This is a genomic window from Candidatus Pelagibacter sp., from assembly GCF_965262185.1.
GTDB lineage: Bacteria > Pseudomonadota > Alphaproteobacteria > Pelagibacterales > Pelagibacteraceae > Pelagibacter.
The window spans coordinates 1,133,445-1,151,213 of sequence record NZ_OZ253498.1 but is presented as its reverse complement, the minus strand read 5'-3'; the positions used below and the strand labels follow the sequence as shown (position 1 = coordinate 1,151,213).

Sequence of the window (17,769 nt, the reverse complement as noted above, 5' to 3'; positions counted from 1 at the left end):
ATATAATATAAATAATGTCATTTAACACTTTTGGAAAGCTATTTCGTTTCACAACTTGGGGTGAATCTCACGGTCCTGCTATTGGCTGCATAGTTGACGGTTGTCCTCCAAACATAAATCTAGATGAAAAAGATATTCAATTAGAATTAGACAAAAGAAAACCTGGACAATCAAAATTTACCACACAAAGAAAAGAAGACGATAAGGTCCAAATACTTTCAGGTGTATTTGAAGGAAAAACTACTGGCACACCAATTTCTCTAATTATTTACAATAAAGACATGATATCTAAAGATTACGGAAATATTAAAGATAAATTTAGACCAGGTCATGCGGACTTTACCTATTTCAAAAAATATGGAATTAGAGATTATAGAGGCGGAGGAAGATCTTCAGCTAGAGAAACAGCTTCAAGAGTTGCTGCTGGTGCTATAGCTAAGCTAGTGCTTCAAAAAAAATTAGGAAAAAAATTTAAAGTTATAGGTGCTGTAACTCAATTAGGAATCTTAGGATGCGATACGTCAAAATGGAATGATAAAATTATTTCAAAAAATCCATTCTTTTGTCCAGATAAGTCCATGATTAAATTATGGGAAAAATATTTACTTGGTGTAAGAAAATCAGGGTCATCATGTGGAGCTGTAATAGAGGTTAGGGCAAGAGGTATTCCTGCAGGTCTTGGTGCGCCTATTTATTCAAAATTAGATTCTGATATTGCATCAGCTTTTATGAGTATTAATGCAGTAAAAGGGGTAAATGTAGGTGCTGGAATGAATTCTGCACAACTAAGTGGTGAGCAAAACTCTGATGAAATATCATCAAAAAATAATAAATTAAAATTTAACTCTAATAATGCAGGCGGTATCTTGGGTGGAATTTCTTCTGGACAAGAAATAATAGCATCATTTGCAGTTAAACCTACATCTTCAATTTTAAGTACAAGAAAAACCATTAATAAATTCGGAAAAAATACCACAATATCTGTTAAAGGAAGACATGACCCTTGCGTAGGAATAAGAGCTGTTCCAGTTGGAGAAGCTATGATGAATTGTGTTTTATTAGACCACTATCTAATGAATCAGGCTCAGTGCGGATAAATAATTAGTTTTTTACTACTCTAATTGAATCCTTATTAAATAAAACTTCTAAAACTTTTTTTGTAATTTGTGGACTATTAAGTCCAGCAATATCATACATATTTTTTGGATTATCTTGCTCTATGAATTCATCTGGAAGAGTCATGGATCTAAATTTTAACCCTTTATCAAATATCCCTTTTTCAGCTAATAAATTTTTAACATGGGATCCAAATCCCCCTATAGAACCTTCTTCAATTGTAATTATTAATTCATGTTCTCTTGCAGATTTTAAAATTAAATTCTCATCTAAAGGTTTCGCAAATCTTGCATCTATAATTGTTGTTGAAATACCCTTTGCTTCCAATTCTTCTGCAGACACTTTGCATTCCTCGAGTCTTGTTCCTAAACTCAACAAACAAACCTGAGTTCCTTGTTTAATAATTTTTCCTTTGCCAATCTCTATTTTTTCCTCTATTGAAGGAAGTTCAACTCCAATTCCTGTTCCCCTTGGATATCTTATTGCAGAGGGTTTATCATTAATATCAACCGAAGTATTAATCATTTTCACTAACTCAGCTTCATCACTAGCTGCCATCACAATGAAATTTGGTAAAGTTGACAAATAAGTAATATCAAAAGACCCTGCGTGCGTTGACCCATCTGCACCAACTAATCCAGCCCTATCGATTGCAAATCTTACAGGAAGACTCTGTATTGCCACATCATGCACAACTTGATCATAAGCTCTTTGAAGAAAGGTAGAATAGATTGCAACAAAGGGTTTATACCCCTCTGTTGCAAGACCTGCAGCAAAAGTAACTGCATGCTGTTCAGCTATACCAACGTCAAACATTCTTTTTGGAAATTCCTTACCAAAGATATCCATACCTGTTCCACCTGGCATTGCCGCAGTTATTCCGACAATCTTACTGTCTTTTTTTGCATGTTTGACAAGTGTATTTGCAAATACTTTTGTATAAGCGGGTAAATTTGAACCACTCTTTTGTTGCTCTCCAGTTTCAACATTAAATTTCGATACTCCATGGTAGTGATCGCTAGCTTTTTCAGCATATGAATATCCTTTTCCTTTTTGAGTTTTAATATGTATCATAATTGGACCCTCATGCTTTGAGTCTCTAGCATTTCTTAAAATAGAGACCAGTGTGGAAAGATCATGTCCATCTATTGGTCCTGCATAATAAAAACCAAGTGAGCTAAATAGTGTTCCGCCGGTGACAGCAGAACGAAAGAAATCTTCTGCCTTACCAGCTTTAGCACTAAATCTTTTTGAAAAAGCTGAGGTGATTAATTTTAAAGTTTCTCTTAAGCTAAAATAGATTTTTCCAGTAAATAACTTTGCTAAATATGTTCTCATTGCACCTACAGGTTTTGCAATAGACATATCATTATCATTTAATATCACGATCATTTTAGTTTTAGATGCGCCAGCGTTATTCATAGCTTCGTATGCCATACCAGCACTAATTGCGCCATCTCCAATAACAGCTATTACATTTGAAGATTTATTTTCTAATTTATTTGCTTCAGCTATTCCAAGTGCAGATGATATAGATGTCGAACTATGAGCTGCACCAAATGGGTCATACTCACTCTCAGATCTTTTAGTAAAACCTGACAAACCGTTACCTTGTCTTAAGGTTGTAATTTTTTGTTTTCTTCCCGTTAAAATTTTATGTGGGTATGCTTGGTGACCTACATCCCAAATTAATCTATCATTAGGTGTGTCAAAAACATAGTGCAGAGCAACAGTCAGCTCTACAACCCCTAGACCTGCACCTAAATGTCCACCAGTTTTAGATACTGCAATGATCATCTCTTCTCTAACTTCATCAGCTACTTGTTGTAAATCATTTTCAGAAACTTTTCTTAAATCGGATGGAAAGTTAATATTATCTAAAAACTTGTAATTATTTTTCATTTATTTCTATTCAATATAAATTCTAATGTATCGTTTAAATTTTCTGATTTTGAACCATAAATTTTTAAATTTCTATTAATATCTGAAATAATCTTACCACAATACTTGATTGAAGCATGATAGCCTAGCAAACTTATAAGCGTAGCTTTGCCTTTTTTTTGATCTTTTTTAGTTCTTTTCCCAGCAATTTTAGAATTACCTTTAAAATCTATTAAATCATCTGCTATTTGAAAAAGAAGACCAATATCAGAACCAAGACTCTCAAAAAATTTTATTTCCTTTGTACTTTTCTCTTTAATAATTGCTGGAACTGCACAACAAAAACTAAAAAGTTTTCCTGTTTTTTTAATTTCCATATCTATAATTTGTTTTTTTGAAACTTTCTTTTTTTCATAATCTAAATCTAAATATTGACCACCCGCTATACCCAAATGTCCTGAACACACAGAAAGTTTATCTACTAATTTAACTTTAATTTTGTCACTCAATTTTAACTTCGAGCTGGTTAAAATTTCAAAAGCCATTGTTAATAATGAATTTCCAGCGAGGACAGCTGTCGACTCACCAAATTTAATATGAGCTGATGGTTTACCTCTTCTCATATTATCATTGTCCATACATGGTAAATCATCATGAATAAGAGAATAAGCATGAATGCATTCCACAGCAGCACCTATAGCAATTAATGTGTGATAGTTTATTGAGAATAACGATCCAATATCAATTAATATTTTAGATCTAATTTTTTTTCCTCCAGGAAATAATCCATACTTCATTGCATAAATTAATTTGGAATTTTCTTGTTCCTGAATGTATTTTTTCAAGAATAAATTGGTATCTTTTGCAATTTTATTTAGTTGATTTTTCACTTTTTCTTAATGATATCCTTAATTTTTTTATTTGTATTTTCACTAATAGATCTGAAATTTTTTTGAAATTTTTTTTCAATTAAATTATTTAATTTTAGTAACTCTTGATAGCTTTCTACAGAATTATCTAAGTCATCTTTTTCTTCTAAAGACTTTATCATTTGATTTGCTTCATCTGTTAACTCTTCAAGTGTTCTATTATCATAATCGAGTGGTAAATTTTTATCTTTCATATATTAATCATTACTATTACATGAAAAATATTCAATCAAATATCAAAAAAGCGAAAAATTACTTAGATAAAAGTCATTGTGTAGCTGTTCCAACAGAAACTGTTTACGGACTCGCAGGTAACGCATACTCAGACACCGCTGTTAAAAAAATTTTTAACCTAAAAAAAAGACCTGCTAACAATCCATTAATTGTTCACTACTATAATTTAAAAAAAATTTCAGAAGACTGTGAGATGAATGATAATTTTATTAAACTTTATAAAAAATTTTCTCCAGGACCTATAACATATATATTGAAGCTCAAAAAAAATTCTAAAATATCAAAGTTTGTAACTAATAATAAAAAAACAGTTGCTATACGATTTCCAAAACATCCTCTATTTAGAAAATTACTCAAAAATTTAAAATATCCAGTTGCAGCACCAAGTGCTAATATTTCTTCAAGATTAAGTGCTGTAAAAGCAGCAGACGTCAAAGATGAATTTGGCAACAAAATAAAATTTATTTTGAATGGTGGTGTTTGTAAAATTGGTGTCGAGTCTACAATATTAAATATAACAAATAAACCTAGATTACTAAGATATGGAGGATTGAGTGTTTCAAAGATTAAAAAAACTTTGAATCAAAAAATAATAATTAATATAAATTCAAAAGATAAAATTGCTCCTGGTCTTTTTCCTTTACACTATTCTCCAGGATTACCTTTAAGAATGAATGCAAAAAAAAACAAAAAAAATGAAGCTTTTGTACTCTTAAAAAAAAGAGAAAATATATCTAAAGATATTTATTATTTAAGCAAAACAAATAACTTAAATGAAGCTGCCCGAAACCTGTATAGTGTTTTGAGGAAAATAAAAAAAGATAAATATAAATCAATAGCTGTAGAAAAGATACCAAATGAAGGAATTGGAAAAACAATAAATGACAGACTCAAGAGAGCATCAAACTTCAAATGAAAAACTCAATAGAAGTCATAAATCTATCAAAATCATATAAGACTAAAACAGCAGTTAATAATATAAATTTTAAAATTAATGAAAATGAAATAGTAGGACTGTTAGGTCCAAATGGTTGCGGAAAAACAACAACAATCGGAATGATACTAGGATTATTAAAACCCACAAGTGGTCAAGTCTTAATTAATGGCAATGATATTGAAAAAAATAAAATTTCAATTTTACACAAAATGAATTTTATTTCCCCCTACATTGAATTGCCAAAAAAATTAACTGTAAACCAAAATCTAATTGTTTATGGAAAACTCTATAATATTCAAAATTTGAATGAGAGAATTAATTTTCTCTCAGAAAAATTAAGATTGGAAGATCTTTTAGATAAAATTACAGGAGAACTTTCATCAGGACAAAAAAATAGGGTCAGTCTTGCGAAAGCATTAATTAATGATCCAACAGTGCTCTTGCTAGATGAGCCAACTGCTGCTCTAGATCCAGAAACAGCAGATTTTATTAGAACCTTTTTAGAAAAGTACAAAAAAGAAAAAAAAATATCTGTTTTGTTGGCTTCTCATAACATGGATGAAGTAAAGAGATTATGTAATTCAGTTATGATGATGAAAGATGGTAATATCGTAGACAGTGGTACTCCAGAAGATTTAATTAAAAAATATGGACAAAAAAACCTAGAAGAGGTTTTTTTAGAAATTGTTAGGAAAGATAAATGAATATTACAAGAATATATGGATTATTTTTAAGGCATTTTTATTTAATTACTAGGTCGTTCCCTAGAATACTTGATTTAATATATTGGCCCTCTATCCAAATAACTCTTTGGGGTTTCATTTCCAATTTTTTTGCAGCACATAGTTCTTACTATAGTGGAGCTGTTGGAGTTATTTTGTCTTGTGCGATTCTTTATGATTTTCTTTTTAGAACAAGCATAGGTTTTAATATGTTATTTTTAGAAGAAATTTGGAGTAGGAATTTTACTAATTTATTTATTGCTCCAATGAAAATTAGTGAAATAATTACTGCACTTGTAGTCACTGCTTTAATACGAGCATTGATAGGATTAATTCCAGCAATACTATTAACCTCACCATTATTTGGCATATCTATATTAAATTTAGGATTGCCATTAGCTTTTCTTTTTTTAAGTTTGTATATTTTTGGAATTACTTTGGGTCTTTTTGTTTCAGCTGGGTTGCTAAGATTTGGTCCGTCTTTTGAGAATATCGCATGGTCTACAATGTTTTTATTGGCACCTTTTGGCTGTATCTATTATCCAGTTGAAATTTTACCTGAAATATTTCAATTAATAGCATTCACATTGCCTTTGGTTTATATATTTGAAGAAACTCGAAATATCTTAGTTAATGGAATTGTCAACTATGAAAATATTCGTATCGCACTTTCACTAAATGCATTTTATTTAACTGTTGCTATAGGAACTTTTTATTTTTCGTTTGATAAAGCTAGAGAAAAAGGGACATTAATTAATATTGGAGAATAAATGGTGCGCCTGCAAGGAGTCGAACCCTGAACCTCCAGAGCCGAAATCTGGCGCTCTATCCAGTTGAGCTACAAGCGCATATAGTATTAATATTATATTTTATGGAAAAAAGCATTAATTTTATAGTTGAAGAAGAAGAAAAGAATTTAAGAGTTGATGTATTAATTAACAAAAGAGACGAAATTATAAGTAGGACCAGAGTTAAAAATTTAATTTTAAAAGAAAAATTAAAACTAAATAATGAAATAATTAAAAACCCATCAAAAAAAGTTTCGGTTGGTGATGTTGTAAATCTTACAATTCCAGAACCAGAGATTACATCTCTAAAGCCTTACAATTTTAAATTAAATATTGTTTATGAAGATTCTGATTTATTAGTAATTAATAAACCTTCAGGAATTATAATGCATCCTGGAGCAGGCAACTATGACAAAACAATTGTAAATGCATTAATGCATTATAATAAAGAATCTTTGTCAACTATTGGAGATGAATTAAGACCTGGAATTGTTCATAGAATTGATAAAAATACCTCTGGTTTAGTTGTGATAGCAAAAAATAATGAGACCCATGAAAATTTATCGAAACAATTCAGTAACCACACAATTATTAGAGAATACCAACTTTTAATATGGGGAAAGCTTAGACCATCTTTCGGTAGGATAGAAACATTTATTACACGTAGTTCAAAAAATAGACAACTTATGGAAGTTAGCACTTCAAAAGGTAGGAAAGCTATAACAAACTATAAAACAATTGAAATTTTTGAAAATAAAAAAATACCAACATTAAGTTTAGTCGAATGCAAATTAGAAACTGGTAGAACTCATCAAATCAGAGTACACATGAACTATAAAGGAAATAGTTTAGTTGGTGATGATAAATATAAAAAAAAATATAAAAAATTAAAAAATGTCGATTTTGACATTCAAAATTCAATTACAAATTTAGACAGACAATTTTTACATGCAAAAACTTTAGGCTTTATTCATCCTAAAACTCAGAGAGAGCTGATTTTTACCTCAATTTTGCCTCAAGAACTAAATAATATTTTAAAAATGCTTAGAAACACTGAAGAATAAATTATTGAAAATTAGGTATAATTAACTAAATAAACTTTGCTATGAGCACAACTATAAGTAATAATCTTCCAACACTATCCAATGAAGGCGGTCTTTCTGCATACTTAGAACAGATCAAAAAATTTCCAATGTTAGCTGCAGAAGAGGAATATATGTTAGCAAAAAATTGGAAAACAACTGGAAATATTAAAGCTGCTGAAAAGTTAGTAACTAGTCACTTAAGGTTAGTTGCAAAAATTGCTATGGGCTACAAAGGTTATGGTCTACCAATTAATGAAATGATTTCAGAAGGAAATGTTGGTTTGATGCAAGCTGTTAAAAAATTTGAACCAGAAAAAGGATTTAGATTAGCAACTTATGCTATGTGGTGGATTAAAGCATCTATCCAAGAATATATTTTAAGATCTTGGAGTCTTGTAAAAATTGGAACAACAACTGCTCAAAAAAAATTATTTTTCAATTTAAAAAAAATTAAAAACCAAATATCTCCTGAAACTGAAGGTGATTTAAGAGATGAGCACGTAAACCATATTGCTAATAAACTCGATGTAAGTAAAGAAGAAGTTGTTTCAATGAACAGAAGACTTTCTGGAAAAGAGTTTTCATTGAATGCTCAAGTTGGAGAGGATGGCAATGAGTGGCAAGACTGGTTAGTAGATAAAGAGCTTGATCATGATTTAAAATTTGCACAACACGAAGAGATGGAGCAACGAAAAGATTTGTTAAAAGATTCTATTTCAGTGCTTAATGATAGAGAAAGAGAGATATTGTATTCAAGAAGACTAAATGATGATCCAACAACCTTGGAAGATTTAAGTAAAAAATATAAAATCAGCAGAGAAAGAGTTAGACAAATAGAAAATAAAGCATTTGAAAAACTTCAAAAACAAATGCTTCTTCTTGCTAAATCTAAAAATTTATTACCAGCAAATTAAGCTTCAAAAGGATTTTCAATTAAAATTGTATCGTCTCTTTCAGGACTAGTCGAGATGCTAGATATTTTTGCACCAATAAAATCTTCTACAGCAAAAATATATTTTTTTGCATTATCAGGTAAAGAATCCATATTTTTAATTCCACTAGTAGATACCTTCCAGCCTGGAAAAGATTTGTAAATTGGTTTTATTTTAATTTGATCTTCTACAGCAGCAGGTAAATAATCTAATTTTTCACCATCGAGCTCATAAGCAACGCACATTTTAATTTCGTCTAATTCATCAAGTACGTCCAATTTTGTTAAAGCTATACCATCAATACCTGAAACCTTAATTGTTTGTCTTACTAGAACACCATCAAACCACCCACATCTCCTTTTTCTACTTGTAACAGTTCCAAATTCTTTTCCACGTGTACCCAAAAGTTCACCTACTTCATCAGTTAGTTCTGTTGGAAAAGGTCCTTCCCCTACTCTTGTTGTGTAAGCTTTTGTAATTCCTAAAACATAGTTTATTGAATTCGGACCACAGCCTGTTCCAGTAGCTGCGCTCGAAGCAACTGTATTAGATGAGGTTACAAAAGGATAAGTTCCGTGATCTACATCAAGTAAAATACCTTGGGCACCTTCAAATAAAATTTTCTTTTTTTGCTTTTTAAATTGATCAATTTTAAGCCACACAGGCTGTGAAAATTTCAATATTTTAGGAGCAATTTTAAGTAAATCAGATTTAAGTTTATCTTTTTCAAAAATTTTTTTTCCAAGTCCTTTTCTGATTGCATTATGGTGTATCAACACTGAAACTAATCTTTGATCTAAATTTTTTTCTGATCTTAAATCCATAACCCTTATTGATCTTCTTCCAACTTTATCCTCATAAGCAGGTCCGATACCTCTTCTGGTAGTTCCTATTTTACTTTTTCCCGCTGTATCTTCTCTAATTTCATCCATTTCTCTATGAAAAGGCAAAATCAAATTTGCAGATTCTGATATTATGAAGTTATTTACATCTACTTCTACACCTTTGGATTTTATTTCTTCAATTTCCTCCAATAAAGCCCAAGGATCTACAACAACACCATTACCAATTATTGAAATTTTACCTTTTCTAACAATACCAGATGGAAGTAATCTTAGTTTATAAGTAACGCCATCAATAACAAGAGTATGACCCGCATTATGACCACCTTGAAATCTAATAACTATATCTGCCTGTTCAGATAACCAATCAACAATCTTACCTTTTCCTTCATCGCCCCATTGAGATCCGACAACAACTATATTTTTCATTAATTAAATTTTCTATTTACTTTTATAGAAGTGAGATGATTAATTGGGCCATGACCACTTCCATAATTTGGGTTTGTTTTAATAGCTAAATTTACATACTTAATTCCAAGCTCACAAGATTTCTTTGCTGGTTTTCCACACGACACAAATGTAGTGACTGCACTTGATAAAGTGCAACCTGTACCATGAGTATTATTTGTTTTGTAACGCGTACTATTAAAAATCTTAATATCTTTTTTATTAACAAAAACATCCTTAACTATTTTATTTTTTGAATGTCCACCTTTAATAAGTACATTTTTAGCTCCAAATTCTATAAGCTTATTTGCAGCGTAAATCATATCTTCAACAGATATAATTTTTGTTCCAGTCAAAATTTCAGCTTCAGGGATATTAGGGGTAACAAGTGAAACTCTTTTTAATAATTCCAATTTTAATAACTTAATTGCTTTATCATCTATTAATTTAGACCCTCCTTTTGCAACCATAACAGGATCTAAAATAATATTTTTAATTTTGATTAAATTTAAAGCTTTAATTACCATCCTTATTACATTAGATGAGTGCAACATTCCTATTTTAATTGCATCAGGCTTAATATCTTTACAAGTAAAAACAATTTGACTGAAAATTTCTTTCGGATTAATGCCAACAATTGATTTTACACCTGTAGTATTTTGAATTGTAACTGCAGTTATAGCTGTCATTGCATAAGAACCTAAAGCTGTCACAGTTTTAATATCAGCTTGAATACCAGCTCCACCAGATGAATCTGAACCTGCGATAATTAAAATTTTTGAATTTGGTTTCAATTTATTTTATTTTTTTGGATATCATATTTACACATCTGGATAAAAGTATTTTATTATCACTTTCTGCCATCACTCTAATTTTAGACTCTGTTCCTGATTTTCTGACCAAAACTCTTCCATGACCTTTAATTAATTTTTCTGCAAGTTTTATAGTTTTTTTTATTTCAGGTTTGTTAATAATATTTTTATCTTTAACAGTTATATTTTCTAATAGTTGAGGGGTTTTTTTAAAACTCTGAAAAAATTCACTTGTTTTTTTTCCTTTTCTCAGAGCAAAAAGAGCTTCTAAAGCTACAAGCAATCCATCTCCAGTTGTTGCAAATTTTCCTAAAATAATATGTCCTGATTGTTCACCACCTAAATTAAATTTATATTTTTGCATTTTTTCCTTAACATATCTATCGCCTACATTAGCTCTTATAAATTTTATTCGTTTCGATTTAAAATATTTCTCTAATCCATAATTTGACATCAATGTTCCAACAACTCCTCCTCTTAGCATTTTTTTATTTTTCCATCTTGTTGCTAAAGCAGCTATAATTTGATCACCATCAATAATATTACCTTTTTCATCACACATTATAATTCTATCAGCGTCTCCATCTAAAGAAATACCAATATGAGCTTTATATTTTTTTACAGCTGTTCTAATTTTTCTTGGAAAAGTTGAACCACAATCTTTATTAATATTTAAACCATTTGGATTTACACCTATTGCTATAACTTTGGCACCTAAAGATTTTAATAACTCAGGGCCTGCTTTATAACCAGCTCCATTGGCACAATCTATAACAATTCTTAATCCTCTTAAATTGAACTCTTTTGTAAAATTTTTTTTTAATATTTTAATATATTGTTTGGTTCCTGTTTCTAATCTTTTAACTCTTCCCAACTTTTCAGGACTAGAAAGATTATTTGACATTTTTTTATCTATAAGAGCTTCTATTTTTTTTTCTATTTTATCTGATAATTTCATTCCATCAGGACCAAATAATTTTAATCCATTGTCGTAATGAGGATTATGAGAAGCTGTAATCATAATACCCATATTAGCCTTCATTTCCTTTGTAAGCATAGCCAATCCATTGGTTGGTAAAGGACCCAAGGTATAAACATGCATGCCAGCAGAAGCCAAACCAGAAACGAGCGCAGGTTCGAGCGTGTATCCTGACAATCTTGTATCTTTTGCTATTATTGCTGTTTGTTTTTTTTTCTTTTGAGATTTAAAATATATACCACTAGCTAGTCCAAACTTAAAAAACATTTCTCCATTAATATGTATACTATTAATAGCTCCTCTTATTCCGTCTGTTCCAAAATATTTTTTTTTCATTATTTATTTATTATCTCTTTATAAACTTTAATTGCCTGCATAACTTCATTAACATCATGAATTCTTAAAATCTGAACTCCTTGCATCATCAAATATAATGAAGACGATATTGTTCCTCCTATTCTAGTATAGCTATCATTTTTTTTAGAAATATCTTTAATAAATCTTTTCCTAGAATTTCCTACAAGTATAGGAAATCCTAATGAATGAAAAATAGAAACACTTCTAATTAAATTCATATTATGTTTCAGTTTTTTTCCAAATCCAATTCCAGGATCTAAAATTATATTATTATGTTTAATACCTTTGGACCTTAGAAGTTTTATTTTTTCTTCAAAAAAATCATAAATATCTAGTAATTCATTCTTATACTTTGGATTTTTTTGCATGTTTTTTGGTGTTCCAAGCATGTGCTGAATGACAAAAGGAATTTTGTATTTTTTTAATATGTTTATTGTCTTTGTATCAAAACTTAAACCCGAAACATCGTTAATTAGTTTTACTCCTAATTTAATTCCATTTTTCATTATTTCTGATTTTCTAGTATCCAGAGAAATTGGAATTTTTTTTACAATAGATTTTAAGATTGCATTAATTCTTTTCCACTCTTCTTCTTTATTTACTGCCTTTGAACCTGGCCTTGTTGACTCCCCTCCAACATCTATTAAATCTGCACCATCATTATATAATTTAATAGCATGACTTATTCCTCTTTGTTTTGTATTAAATTTACCTCCATCAGAAAAACTATCAGGAGTAAGATTTAAGACACCTAATATATTTGGAACTTTTTTAAATTCTAAATTAGAAAAATTTTTTTTTTTAGTTTTAATTTTTTTTAAATCTAAATTAACTTTTTTCTTTAAATCAGTCGGTAAATATTTGATTTGATTTATGGAAATATTTTTCTTGGATTTTCTAGTTATTATTTCAATTTGATCAAAAGATATTTCTTTAATTTGATGTAATGGTATGGTTTTTTTTTTATTAACTAAAATTTTTGACTGATTACCATAATAGAAATTACACGCTCTTGTGTAATATCTTTGCATTGTAAATTAATGAACAATTTTCGGTTTCAGACCCATAGCTCCTAAAGCTGAGTCTTGATCATCTTTTGATTCTTGATTTTCTAAGATTTTATCTTTTGGATACAAATTTTTATTAATTATGTTCTCAATCTCTTCACCTGTTAAAGTTTCATAAGTAATTAGTGCTTTAGCAATTTTATGTAAATCATCTATTTTCTCAGTTAAAATTTTCTTTGCTTGATTGTACCCTTCATCTACTAGTTTTCTAATTTCCTTATCAATTTTTTGAGCAACTTCCTCCGAAACTGATTGAGTTTGAGTAACTGATCTCCCTAAGAAAACTTCTTCTTGATTTTCTCCATATTCAACTGGACCCATCTCCTCACTCATGCCGTATTTTGTTACCATCGCTCTTGCAAGTTGTGTAGCTTGATTGATATCTGAGCCATTTCCACCACCTGCACCTGTAGATATATTGTCTTTTCCAAAAATTAATTCCTCTGCAACTCTTCCTCCAAAACAGACTGCTAGTCTAGCTTTTAGATATTTGATTGAATATCCATGTTTGTCTCTTTCTGGTAAATTCATAACCATTCCCAACGCTCTTCCTCTTGGAATTATGGTAGCTTTGTGAATTGGATCATAACTTTGCATGTTAAATGAAACCAAAGCGTGACCACCCTCGTGATAAGCGGTAAGTTTTTTTTCATCCTCTGTCATCACCATTGATCTTCTTTCAGCACCCATCATTACTTTATCTTTTGCCTCTTCAAATTCTAATAGAGTTACAATTCTTTTATTTTTCCTAGCAGCCAATAAAGCTGATTCGTTAACTAAGTTAGCTAAATCTGCTCCTGAGAAACCAGGAGTTCCTCTTGCTATAGTTCTTAAATTGACGTCTGGTGCCATCTTAATTTTTTTCACATGAACTTTTAAAATTTTTTCTCTTCCAATAATATCTGGGTTTGAAACAACTACCTGTCTGTCAAATCTTCCAGGTCTCAATAGCGCTGGATCAAGAACATCGGGTCTATTTGTTGCTGCAATTATTATTACACCTTCGTTAGTATCAAAACCATCCATCTCTACTAATAATTGGTTTAAAGTTTGTTCTCTTTCATCATTACCACCACCTAAACCTGCACCTCTACTTCTTCCAACTGCATCTATTTCATCAATAAATATTATACAGGGAGAATTTTTTTTACCTTGTTCAAACATATCTCTTACTCTTGATGCACCAACCCCAACAAACATTTCAACAAAATCTGAACCCGAGATAGTAAAAAAAGGAACACCTGCCTCACCCGCAATAGCTCTTGCTAATAAAGTTTTTCCTGTACCAGGCGGACCTACTAACAGAGCACCTCTTGGTATCTTTCCACCAAGTCTACTAAATTTTTTAGGGTCTTTTAAAAATTCTACAATTTCTTCTACTTCTTCTTTTGCCTCTTCCACTCCTGCAACATCATTAAATGTTACTTTGCCCTTGATTTCATTCATCATCTTTGCTTTTGACTTACCAAATCCCATTGCTCCACCTTTTCCACCTTGCATCTGTCGCATAAAAAATATCCAAACAGCAATTAATAAAAGCATTGGGAACCAAGAAAGTAATACACCAAATAAAGATGGCATTTTTTCTTCTAACGGAGCTGCTGAAATACTTACTCCTTTATCTGATAATTTTTCAATTAAATTCGGATCGTTTGGGGCATAAGTTGAAAATGAATTTCCATTAGAGTAAACACCCTTGATGTTGTTTCCCTGTATCTCAACTTTTAAAACTTCTCCATTTTCAACTGAAGTTAAAAAATCTGAAAAAATTATTTGATTTCCTCCTCTAATATTTGATTGAGGATTTTTAAACATGTTATAAAGACCAATAGTTAAAAAAACTATTATTCCCCACATAGCGAGATTTTTGAAATTCATAATGATTAAGATAAGAATTATTGCAAATTAAACAAGTGACAAAATAGCAATAAATTTAAGGATATTAACGCTCTTTATGCAAAATTACAGTTCTATTAATTTTTTTTATAACACAATTTCCAAGTGTAGATTTAAAATTAGTTTTACTTTTTAGATTTTCTAAAATATTGATAATTTTTTTTCCCCTAGGTGAAAAATATTTTTTTCCAACTAACTGTAAGATCTTTGAAAATGACCTAAACAAAACTTCTTGGGGAAAATTAAAAAATTCTTCTTTTAATACAACTTTATTGTGAGAGATAATCGAATTTTCTCTTAAGTTTTTTTCACAAAAGAACTGGATTGATTGGTCGACACTTTTTAAATTATGAATTGATAATTTAAATTTACTTTTATCTAAACCTTCATTTTCAAGATTTTTAATTAAATTTCTTATTCTTACTCTTGTAAAAATTTCATCTTCATTTGAAGGGTCTTCTACATATTTATTAAACACTTTTTTTGAGATGTAGATTAAATCTTTTTTCTCAACGTTTATTAAAGGTCTTAAGATATTTACATTATTAATCAAAGTCGTTTTGTCTAAAGATACGATACCTTTTAAACCACTACCTCTTAAAAGCCTTATAAAAAAATTTTCATAAACATCATCTTCATGATGGCCAAATAAAATATGATTAATTTTAAATTTTTTTGATTGATTAATTAAGAGATTATATCTTTTTTTTCTTGCAAGAGATTGGATGTTGCTTTTGGGTTTTTTCCCAGTCCACTTTAAAATACCTAAATCTATAGAAAAATCCTTCAAAAGATTTTTTACAAATAAAGCTTCTTCAGATGAATTGGTTCTCAATTTATGATCAACCAGAAAATATTTAACTTTCAAAGATTTGTTAATTGAATAAATTTTTGAAAAAAAAGCTAAAGCAAGGCTATCAGCGCCGCCTGATACAGCAACTGTAAAATTATTATTTAAATTTAAATTTTTTTCAAATTTTTTATAGATCTTATAAATTCTTTTATCTCTTAACTTGGTAAAAAGTTTTTTATGAGTCTTGCTTGACGCATTCAAATTTTTTAGACTCATATTTTGCTTTTTGTATTACAGACTGATTTGCTTTAGGATATTGTAACTCTACACCATTAATCATCTTGCAACCTTGATCTTTTTGACCAATTTGAACCATTGAAACTCCAAGCTTTAATAAGTTTATTGGAGCTTTCTTGCCTTTTGGATATTTTTGATATCCTTCAAGATAAGCTGAAGCCGCATCAGTATAAAGTTGTCTTATTCTAAAAGTTTCTGCATACCAATATTGTGCACTACTTGCTAATTCATGATCAGGATTTGATAAAACAAATTCTCTTAAAGCTCTTTCGGCTGTACTGTAATCTCCAACTTTCAAAAAGCTTGTTGCAAATTCATATTGTTCTTTTGGAGTTAAATCTATTGGTAAAATTTTATCTTCTACTTGAAAAGTTTCTTCCACAATAGAAGCTGTGGTATCAACCGATTGAATTTGTTGGTTCTCCTCTGAAGTTTCCATATCTTTATAAGATATTGTGCCTAGGTCTTGTGGCTGTGAACTTCCAGGAAGAATTTGCTTTTCAATTTTGGGTGCAGAACTCAGTTGTTGATTGCTGTCAATTACATTAATAGAACTTAAATCATTTTCTATATCTTGAAACCTTATCTGATTATCAGACTGTAGCTTGGAAACTCTATTTGAAAGCTTATCAAGCTTAAAATTAATTTCCTCAAATTTATTAGTAAGTTCTCGAAACTGCTCTTCTACCTCTGTTAACTTTAACAAATGTCTAGTCAAGACATCCTCTGAATTATTATCAAGATTTGATACTGATTGATTATTTGTATTAGTTTCAATTTCAATTGAACCAGAGTAAACGGCTCTTTCAAGAGTTTTTAGATCTTTTTTAATTAAATCTAAGATTTCATAAATATTGTGATTATCTGAGTATGCAATACCTGATAAAAGGAAATTTAGTATTATTATTAAATTAAATAAAATTGATCTAAAAAGTGATCTCATTAAATTTTTTTATAATTATAAAGAGGCAAAAAAAAGACCCTAAAAATTTTTAGATTTTCAGGGTCTTTTTTAAAAATTCTTTAATTTGCTTTAACAGTAACTGATCTTCTGTTTTTAGACCATGCTAAAGGGTTTGAGCCTGAATCAACTGGTCTCTCTTTACCATAGCTAATTACAGTAATTCTATCAGATGAAACGCCATATGTCATTAAATAATCTTTCGCAGCGTTAGCTCTTCTTTCACCAAGTGCTAAGTTATACTCCCTCGTTCCTCTTTCGTCTGCGTGACCTTCTAAGACAACAGTAATGTTAGAATTTGCTCTTAACCAAGCAGCCTGGGCTCTTAAAGTTTCTCTTGATGCAGTTGTTAGTATAGATTCGTTTGTTGCAAAAAATACTCTGTCAGCAACACCATCTGCTAAATATTTTACACTATCAGTACCAACGTAAACATCCCCTTGCATTTGGCCTGCAATTTTTTCAATTTTAGTTACTTCTTCTTTTTCTACTTTTGTTTCTTCTTTTTTTGTTTCCTCTTTTTTCGGTGCCTCTACAGCTACCTCTTTTTTAGTTGCACACGCTGTTAAAATTATTCCTGCAGAAATAACCAATAAAGTGTTTTTTAAAATTTTGTTTAATCTCATTAATATGCTCCTTGCTGCTTTTTCAAATACTATCTTTTTCACAACTAAATAGATGTTTCAACCCAAAA

The 17,769-nt window shown here is 29.9% G+C and carries 17 protein-coding genes and 1 tRNA gene; 6 read left to right on the top strand and 12 right to left on the bottom strand.

Features of this window, described 5'->3' with window-relative positions; all coding sequences use genetic code 11:
• Positions 1-14: 14 nt before the first annotated feature.
• Positions 15-1,097 (top strand): chorismate synthase, encoded by a 1,083-nt coding sequence (gene aroC / locus ACQY31_RS06335; RefSeq protein WP_428079549.1) that lies wholly within the window; start codon positions 15-17, stop codon positions 1,095-1,097.
• A gap of 4 nt (positions 1,098-1,101) precedes the next feature.
• On the opposite strand, the gene dxs is transcribed toward aroC, so the two are convergent.
• From dxs to ACQY31_RS06320, 3 genes are read right to left on the bottom strand one after another with little or no spacing between them, the layout of a single operon-like run.
• Positions 1,102-3,018, bottom strand: coding sequence for a 1-deoxy-D-xylulose-5-phosphate synthase (dxs, locus tag ACQY31_RS06330; protein WP_428079547.1), 1,917 nt, complete (start codon positions 3,016-3,018; stop codon positions 1,102-1,104).
• Complete coding sequence (locus tag ACQY31_RS06325) at positions 3,015-3,887, bottom strand: polyprenyl synthetase family protein (RefSeq protein WP_428079545.1); 873 nt, start codon at positions 3,885-3,887, stop codon at positions 3,015-3,017. Before ACQY31_RS06325 ends, dxs begins: the two co-directional genes overlap by 4 nt.
• Entirely contained in the window at positions 3,884-4,120 is a 237-nt protein-coding gene (locus ACQY31_RS06320; protein ID WP_428079543.1) for an exonuclease VII small subunit, read from the bottom strand. Before ACQY31_RS06320 ends, ACQY31_RS06325 begins: the two co-directional genes overlap by 4 nt.
• A gap of 20 nt (positions 4,121-4,140) precedes the next feature.
• On the opposite strand from ACQY31_RS06320, the gene ACQY31_RS06315 reads away from it, so the two are divergent.
• Genes ACQY31_RS06315 through ACQY31_RS06305 form a run of 3 tightly spaced genes read left to right on the top strand, consistent with a single transcriptional unit; the run spans position 4,141 to position 6,589 of the window.
• Positions 4,141-5,076 carry an L-threonylcarbamoyladenylate synthase gene (locus ACQY31_RS06315; protein ID WP_428079541.1) on the top strand — a complete coding sequence of 312 codons (936 nt, stop codon included), beginning with the start codon at positions 4,141-4,143 and terminating at the stop codon, positions 5,074-5,076.
• A complete protein-coding gene (locus ACQY31_RS06310; RefSeq protein ID WP_428079539.1) occupies positions 5,073-5,801 on the top strand; it encodes an ABC transporter ATP-binding protein in 729 nt (242 codons plus the stop codon). Before ACQY31_RS06315 ends, ACQY31_RS06310 begins: the two co-directional genes overlap by 4 nt.
• Positions 5,798-6,589: an ABC transporter permease gene (locus ACQY31_RS06305; protein ID WP_428079537.1), complete on the top strand. Its 792-nt coding sequence runs from the start codon at positions 5,798-5,800 to the stop codon at positions 6,587-6,589. Before ACQY31_RS06310 ends, ACQY31_RS06305 begins: the two co-directional genes overlap by 4 nt.
• A gap of 1 nt (position 6,590) precedes the next feature.
• Here ACQY31_RS06305 and ACQY31_RS06300 read toward each other — a convergent pair.
• Positions 6,591-6,667 (bottom strand) — tRNA-Arg (locus tag ACQY31_RS06300).
• Positions 6,668-6,690: 23 nt separating this feature from the next.
• Here ACQY31_RS06300 and ACQY31_RS06295 point away from each other — a divergent pair.
• Positions 6,691-7,671, top strand: coding sequence for an RluA family pseudouridine synthase (locus tag ACQY31_RS06295; protein ID WP_428079535.1), 981 nt, complete (start codon positions 6,691-6,693; stop codon positions 7,669-7,671).
• A 41-nt stretch (positions 7,672-7,712) separates the two neighbouring features.
• Positions 7,713-8,606: an RNA polymerase sigma factor RpoH gene (rpoH, locus tag ACQY31_RS06290; RefSeq protein WP_428079533.1), complete on the top strand. Its 894-nt coding sequence runs from the start codon at positions 7,713-7,715 to the stop codon at positions 8,604-8,606.
• Here the strand turns inward: rpoH and ACQY31_RS06285 are convergent.
• From ACQY31_RS06285 to pal, 8 genes are all read right to left on the bottom strand, one after another.
• A complete protein-coding gene (locus ACQY31_RS06285; protein ID WP_428079531.1) occupies positions 8,603-9,895 on the bottom strand; it encodes an adenylosuccinate synthase in 1,293 nt (430 codons plus the stop codon). The genes rpoH and ACQY31_RS06285 overlap by 4 nt on opposite strands.
• Complete coding sequence (thiD, locus tag ACQY31_RS06280; protein ID WP_428079529.1) at positions 9,895-10,707, bottom strand: bifunctional hydroxymethylpyrimidine kinase/phosphomethylpyrimidine kinase; 813 nt, start codon at positions 10,705-10,707, stop codon at positions 9,895-9,897. Before thiD ends, ACQY31_RS06285 begins: the two co-directional genes overlap by 1 nt.
• Before the next feature lies 1 nt (position 10,708).
• Positions 10,709-12,040 carry a phosphoglucosamine mutase gene (gene glmM / locus ACQY31_RS06275; protein WP_428079527.1) on the bottom strand — a complete coding sequence of 444 codons (1,332 nt, stop codon included), beginning with the start codon at positions 12,038-12,040 and terminating at the stop codon, positions 10,709-10,711.
• Positions 12,040-13,092 carry a dihydropteroate synthase gene (folP, locus tag ACQY31_RS06270; RefSeq protein WP_428079525.1) on the bottom strand — a complete coding sequence of 351 codons (1,053 nt, stop codon included), beginning with the start codon at positions 13,090-13,092 and terminating at the stop codon, positions 12,040-12,042. The genes glmM and folP overlap by 1 nt, the downstream gene beginning before the upstream one ends.
• A 6-nt stretch (positions 13,093-13,098) precedes the next feature.
• Positions 13,099-15,012, bottom strand: coding sequence for an ATP-dependent zinc metalloprotease FtsH (ftsH, locus tag ACQY31_RS06265; RefSeq protein ID WP_428081198.1), 1,914 nt, complete (start codon positions 15,010-15,012; stop codon positions 13,099-13,101).
• Between the two features lie 58 nt (positions 15,013-15,070).
• Positions 15,071-16,093, bottom strand: coding sequence for a tRNA lysidine(34) synthetase TilS (gene tilS, locus ACQY31_RS06260; protein WP_428079523.1), 1,023 nt, complete (start codon positions 16,091-16,093; stop codon positions 15,071-15,073).
• Positions 16,053-17,057 (bottom strand): tol-pal system protein YbgF, encoded by a 1,005-nt coding sequence (gene ybgF / locus ACQY31_RS06255; RefSeq protein WP_428079521.1) that lies wholly within the window; start codon positions 17,055-17,057, stop codon positions 16,053-16,055. Before ybgF ends, tilS begins: the two co-directional genes overlap by 41 nt.
• 80 nt (positions 17,058-17,137) lie before the next feature.
• Complete coding sequence (gene pal, locus ACQY31_RS06250) at positions 17,138-17,701, bottom strand: peptidoglycan-associated lipoprotein Pal (protein ID WP_428079519.1); 564 nt, start codon at positions 17,699-17,701, stop codon at positions 17,138-17,140.
• Between the last annotated feature and the right edge of the window lie 68 nt (positions 17,702-17,769).

Bases quoted from the DNA above. Each gene is read 5' to 3' on its own strand.
- aroC (WP_428079549.1), top strand. From the start codon at position 15: ATGTCATTTAACACTTTTGGAAAGCTATTTCGTTTCACAACTTGGGGT.
- dxs (WP_428079547.1), bottom strand. From the start codon at position 3,018: ATGAAAAATAATTACAAGTTTTTAGATAATATTAACTTTCCATCCGAT.
- ACQY31_RS06320 (WP_428079543.1), bottom strand. From the start codon at position 4,120: ATGAAAGATAAAAATTTACCACTCGATTATGATAATAGAACACTTGAA.
- ACQY31_RS06315 (WP_428079541.1), top strand. From the start codon at position 4,141: ATGAAAAATATTCAATCAAATATCAAAAAAGCGAAAAATTACTTAGAT.
- ACQY31_RS06310 (WP_428079539.1), top strand. From the start codon at position 5,073: ATGAAAAACTCAATAGAAGTCATAAATCTATCAAAATCATATAAGACT.
- ACQY31_RS06305 (WP_428079537.1), top strand. From the start codon at position 5,798: ATGAATATTACAAGAATATATGGATTATTTTTAAGGCATTTTTATTTA.
- ACQY31_RS06295 (WP_428079535.1), top strand. From the start codon at position 6,691: ATGGAAAAAAGCATTAATTTTATAGTTGAAGAAGAAGAAAAGAATTTA.
- rpoH (WP_428079533.1), top strand. From the start codon at position 7,713: ATGAGCACAACTATAAGTAATAATCTTCCAACACTATCCAATGAAGGC.
- ACQY31_RS06285 (WP_428079531.1), bottom strand. From the start codon at position 9,895: ATGAAAAATATAGTTGTTGTCGGATCTCAATGGGGCGATGAAGGAAAA.
- glmM (WP_428079527.1), bottom strand. From the start codon at position 12,040: ATGAAAAAAAAATATTTTGGAACAGACGGAATAAGAGGAGCTATTAAT.
- folP (WP_428079525.1), bottom strand. From the start codon at position 13,092: ATGCAAAGATATTACACAAGAGCGTGTAATTTCTATTATGGTAATCAG.
- tilS (WP_428079523.1), bottom strand. From the start codon at position 16,093: ATGAGTCTAAAAAATTTGAATGCGTCAAGCAAGACTCATAAAAAACTT.
- ybgF (WP_428079521.1), bottom strand. From the start codon at position 17,057: ATGAGATCACTTTTTAGATCAATTTTATTTAATTTAATAATAATACTA.
- pal (WP_428079519.1), bottom strand. From the start codon at position 17,701: ATGAGATTAAACAAAATTTTAAAAAACACTTTATTGGTTATTTCTGCA.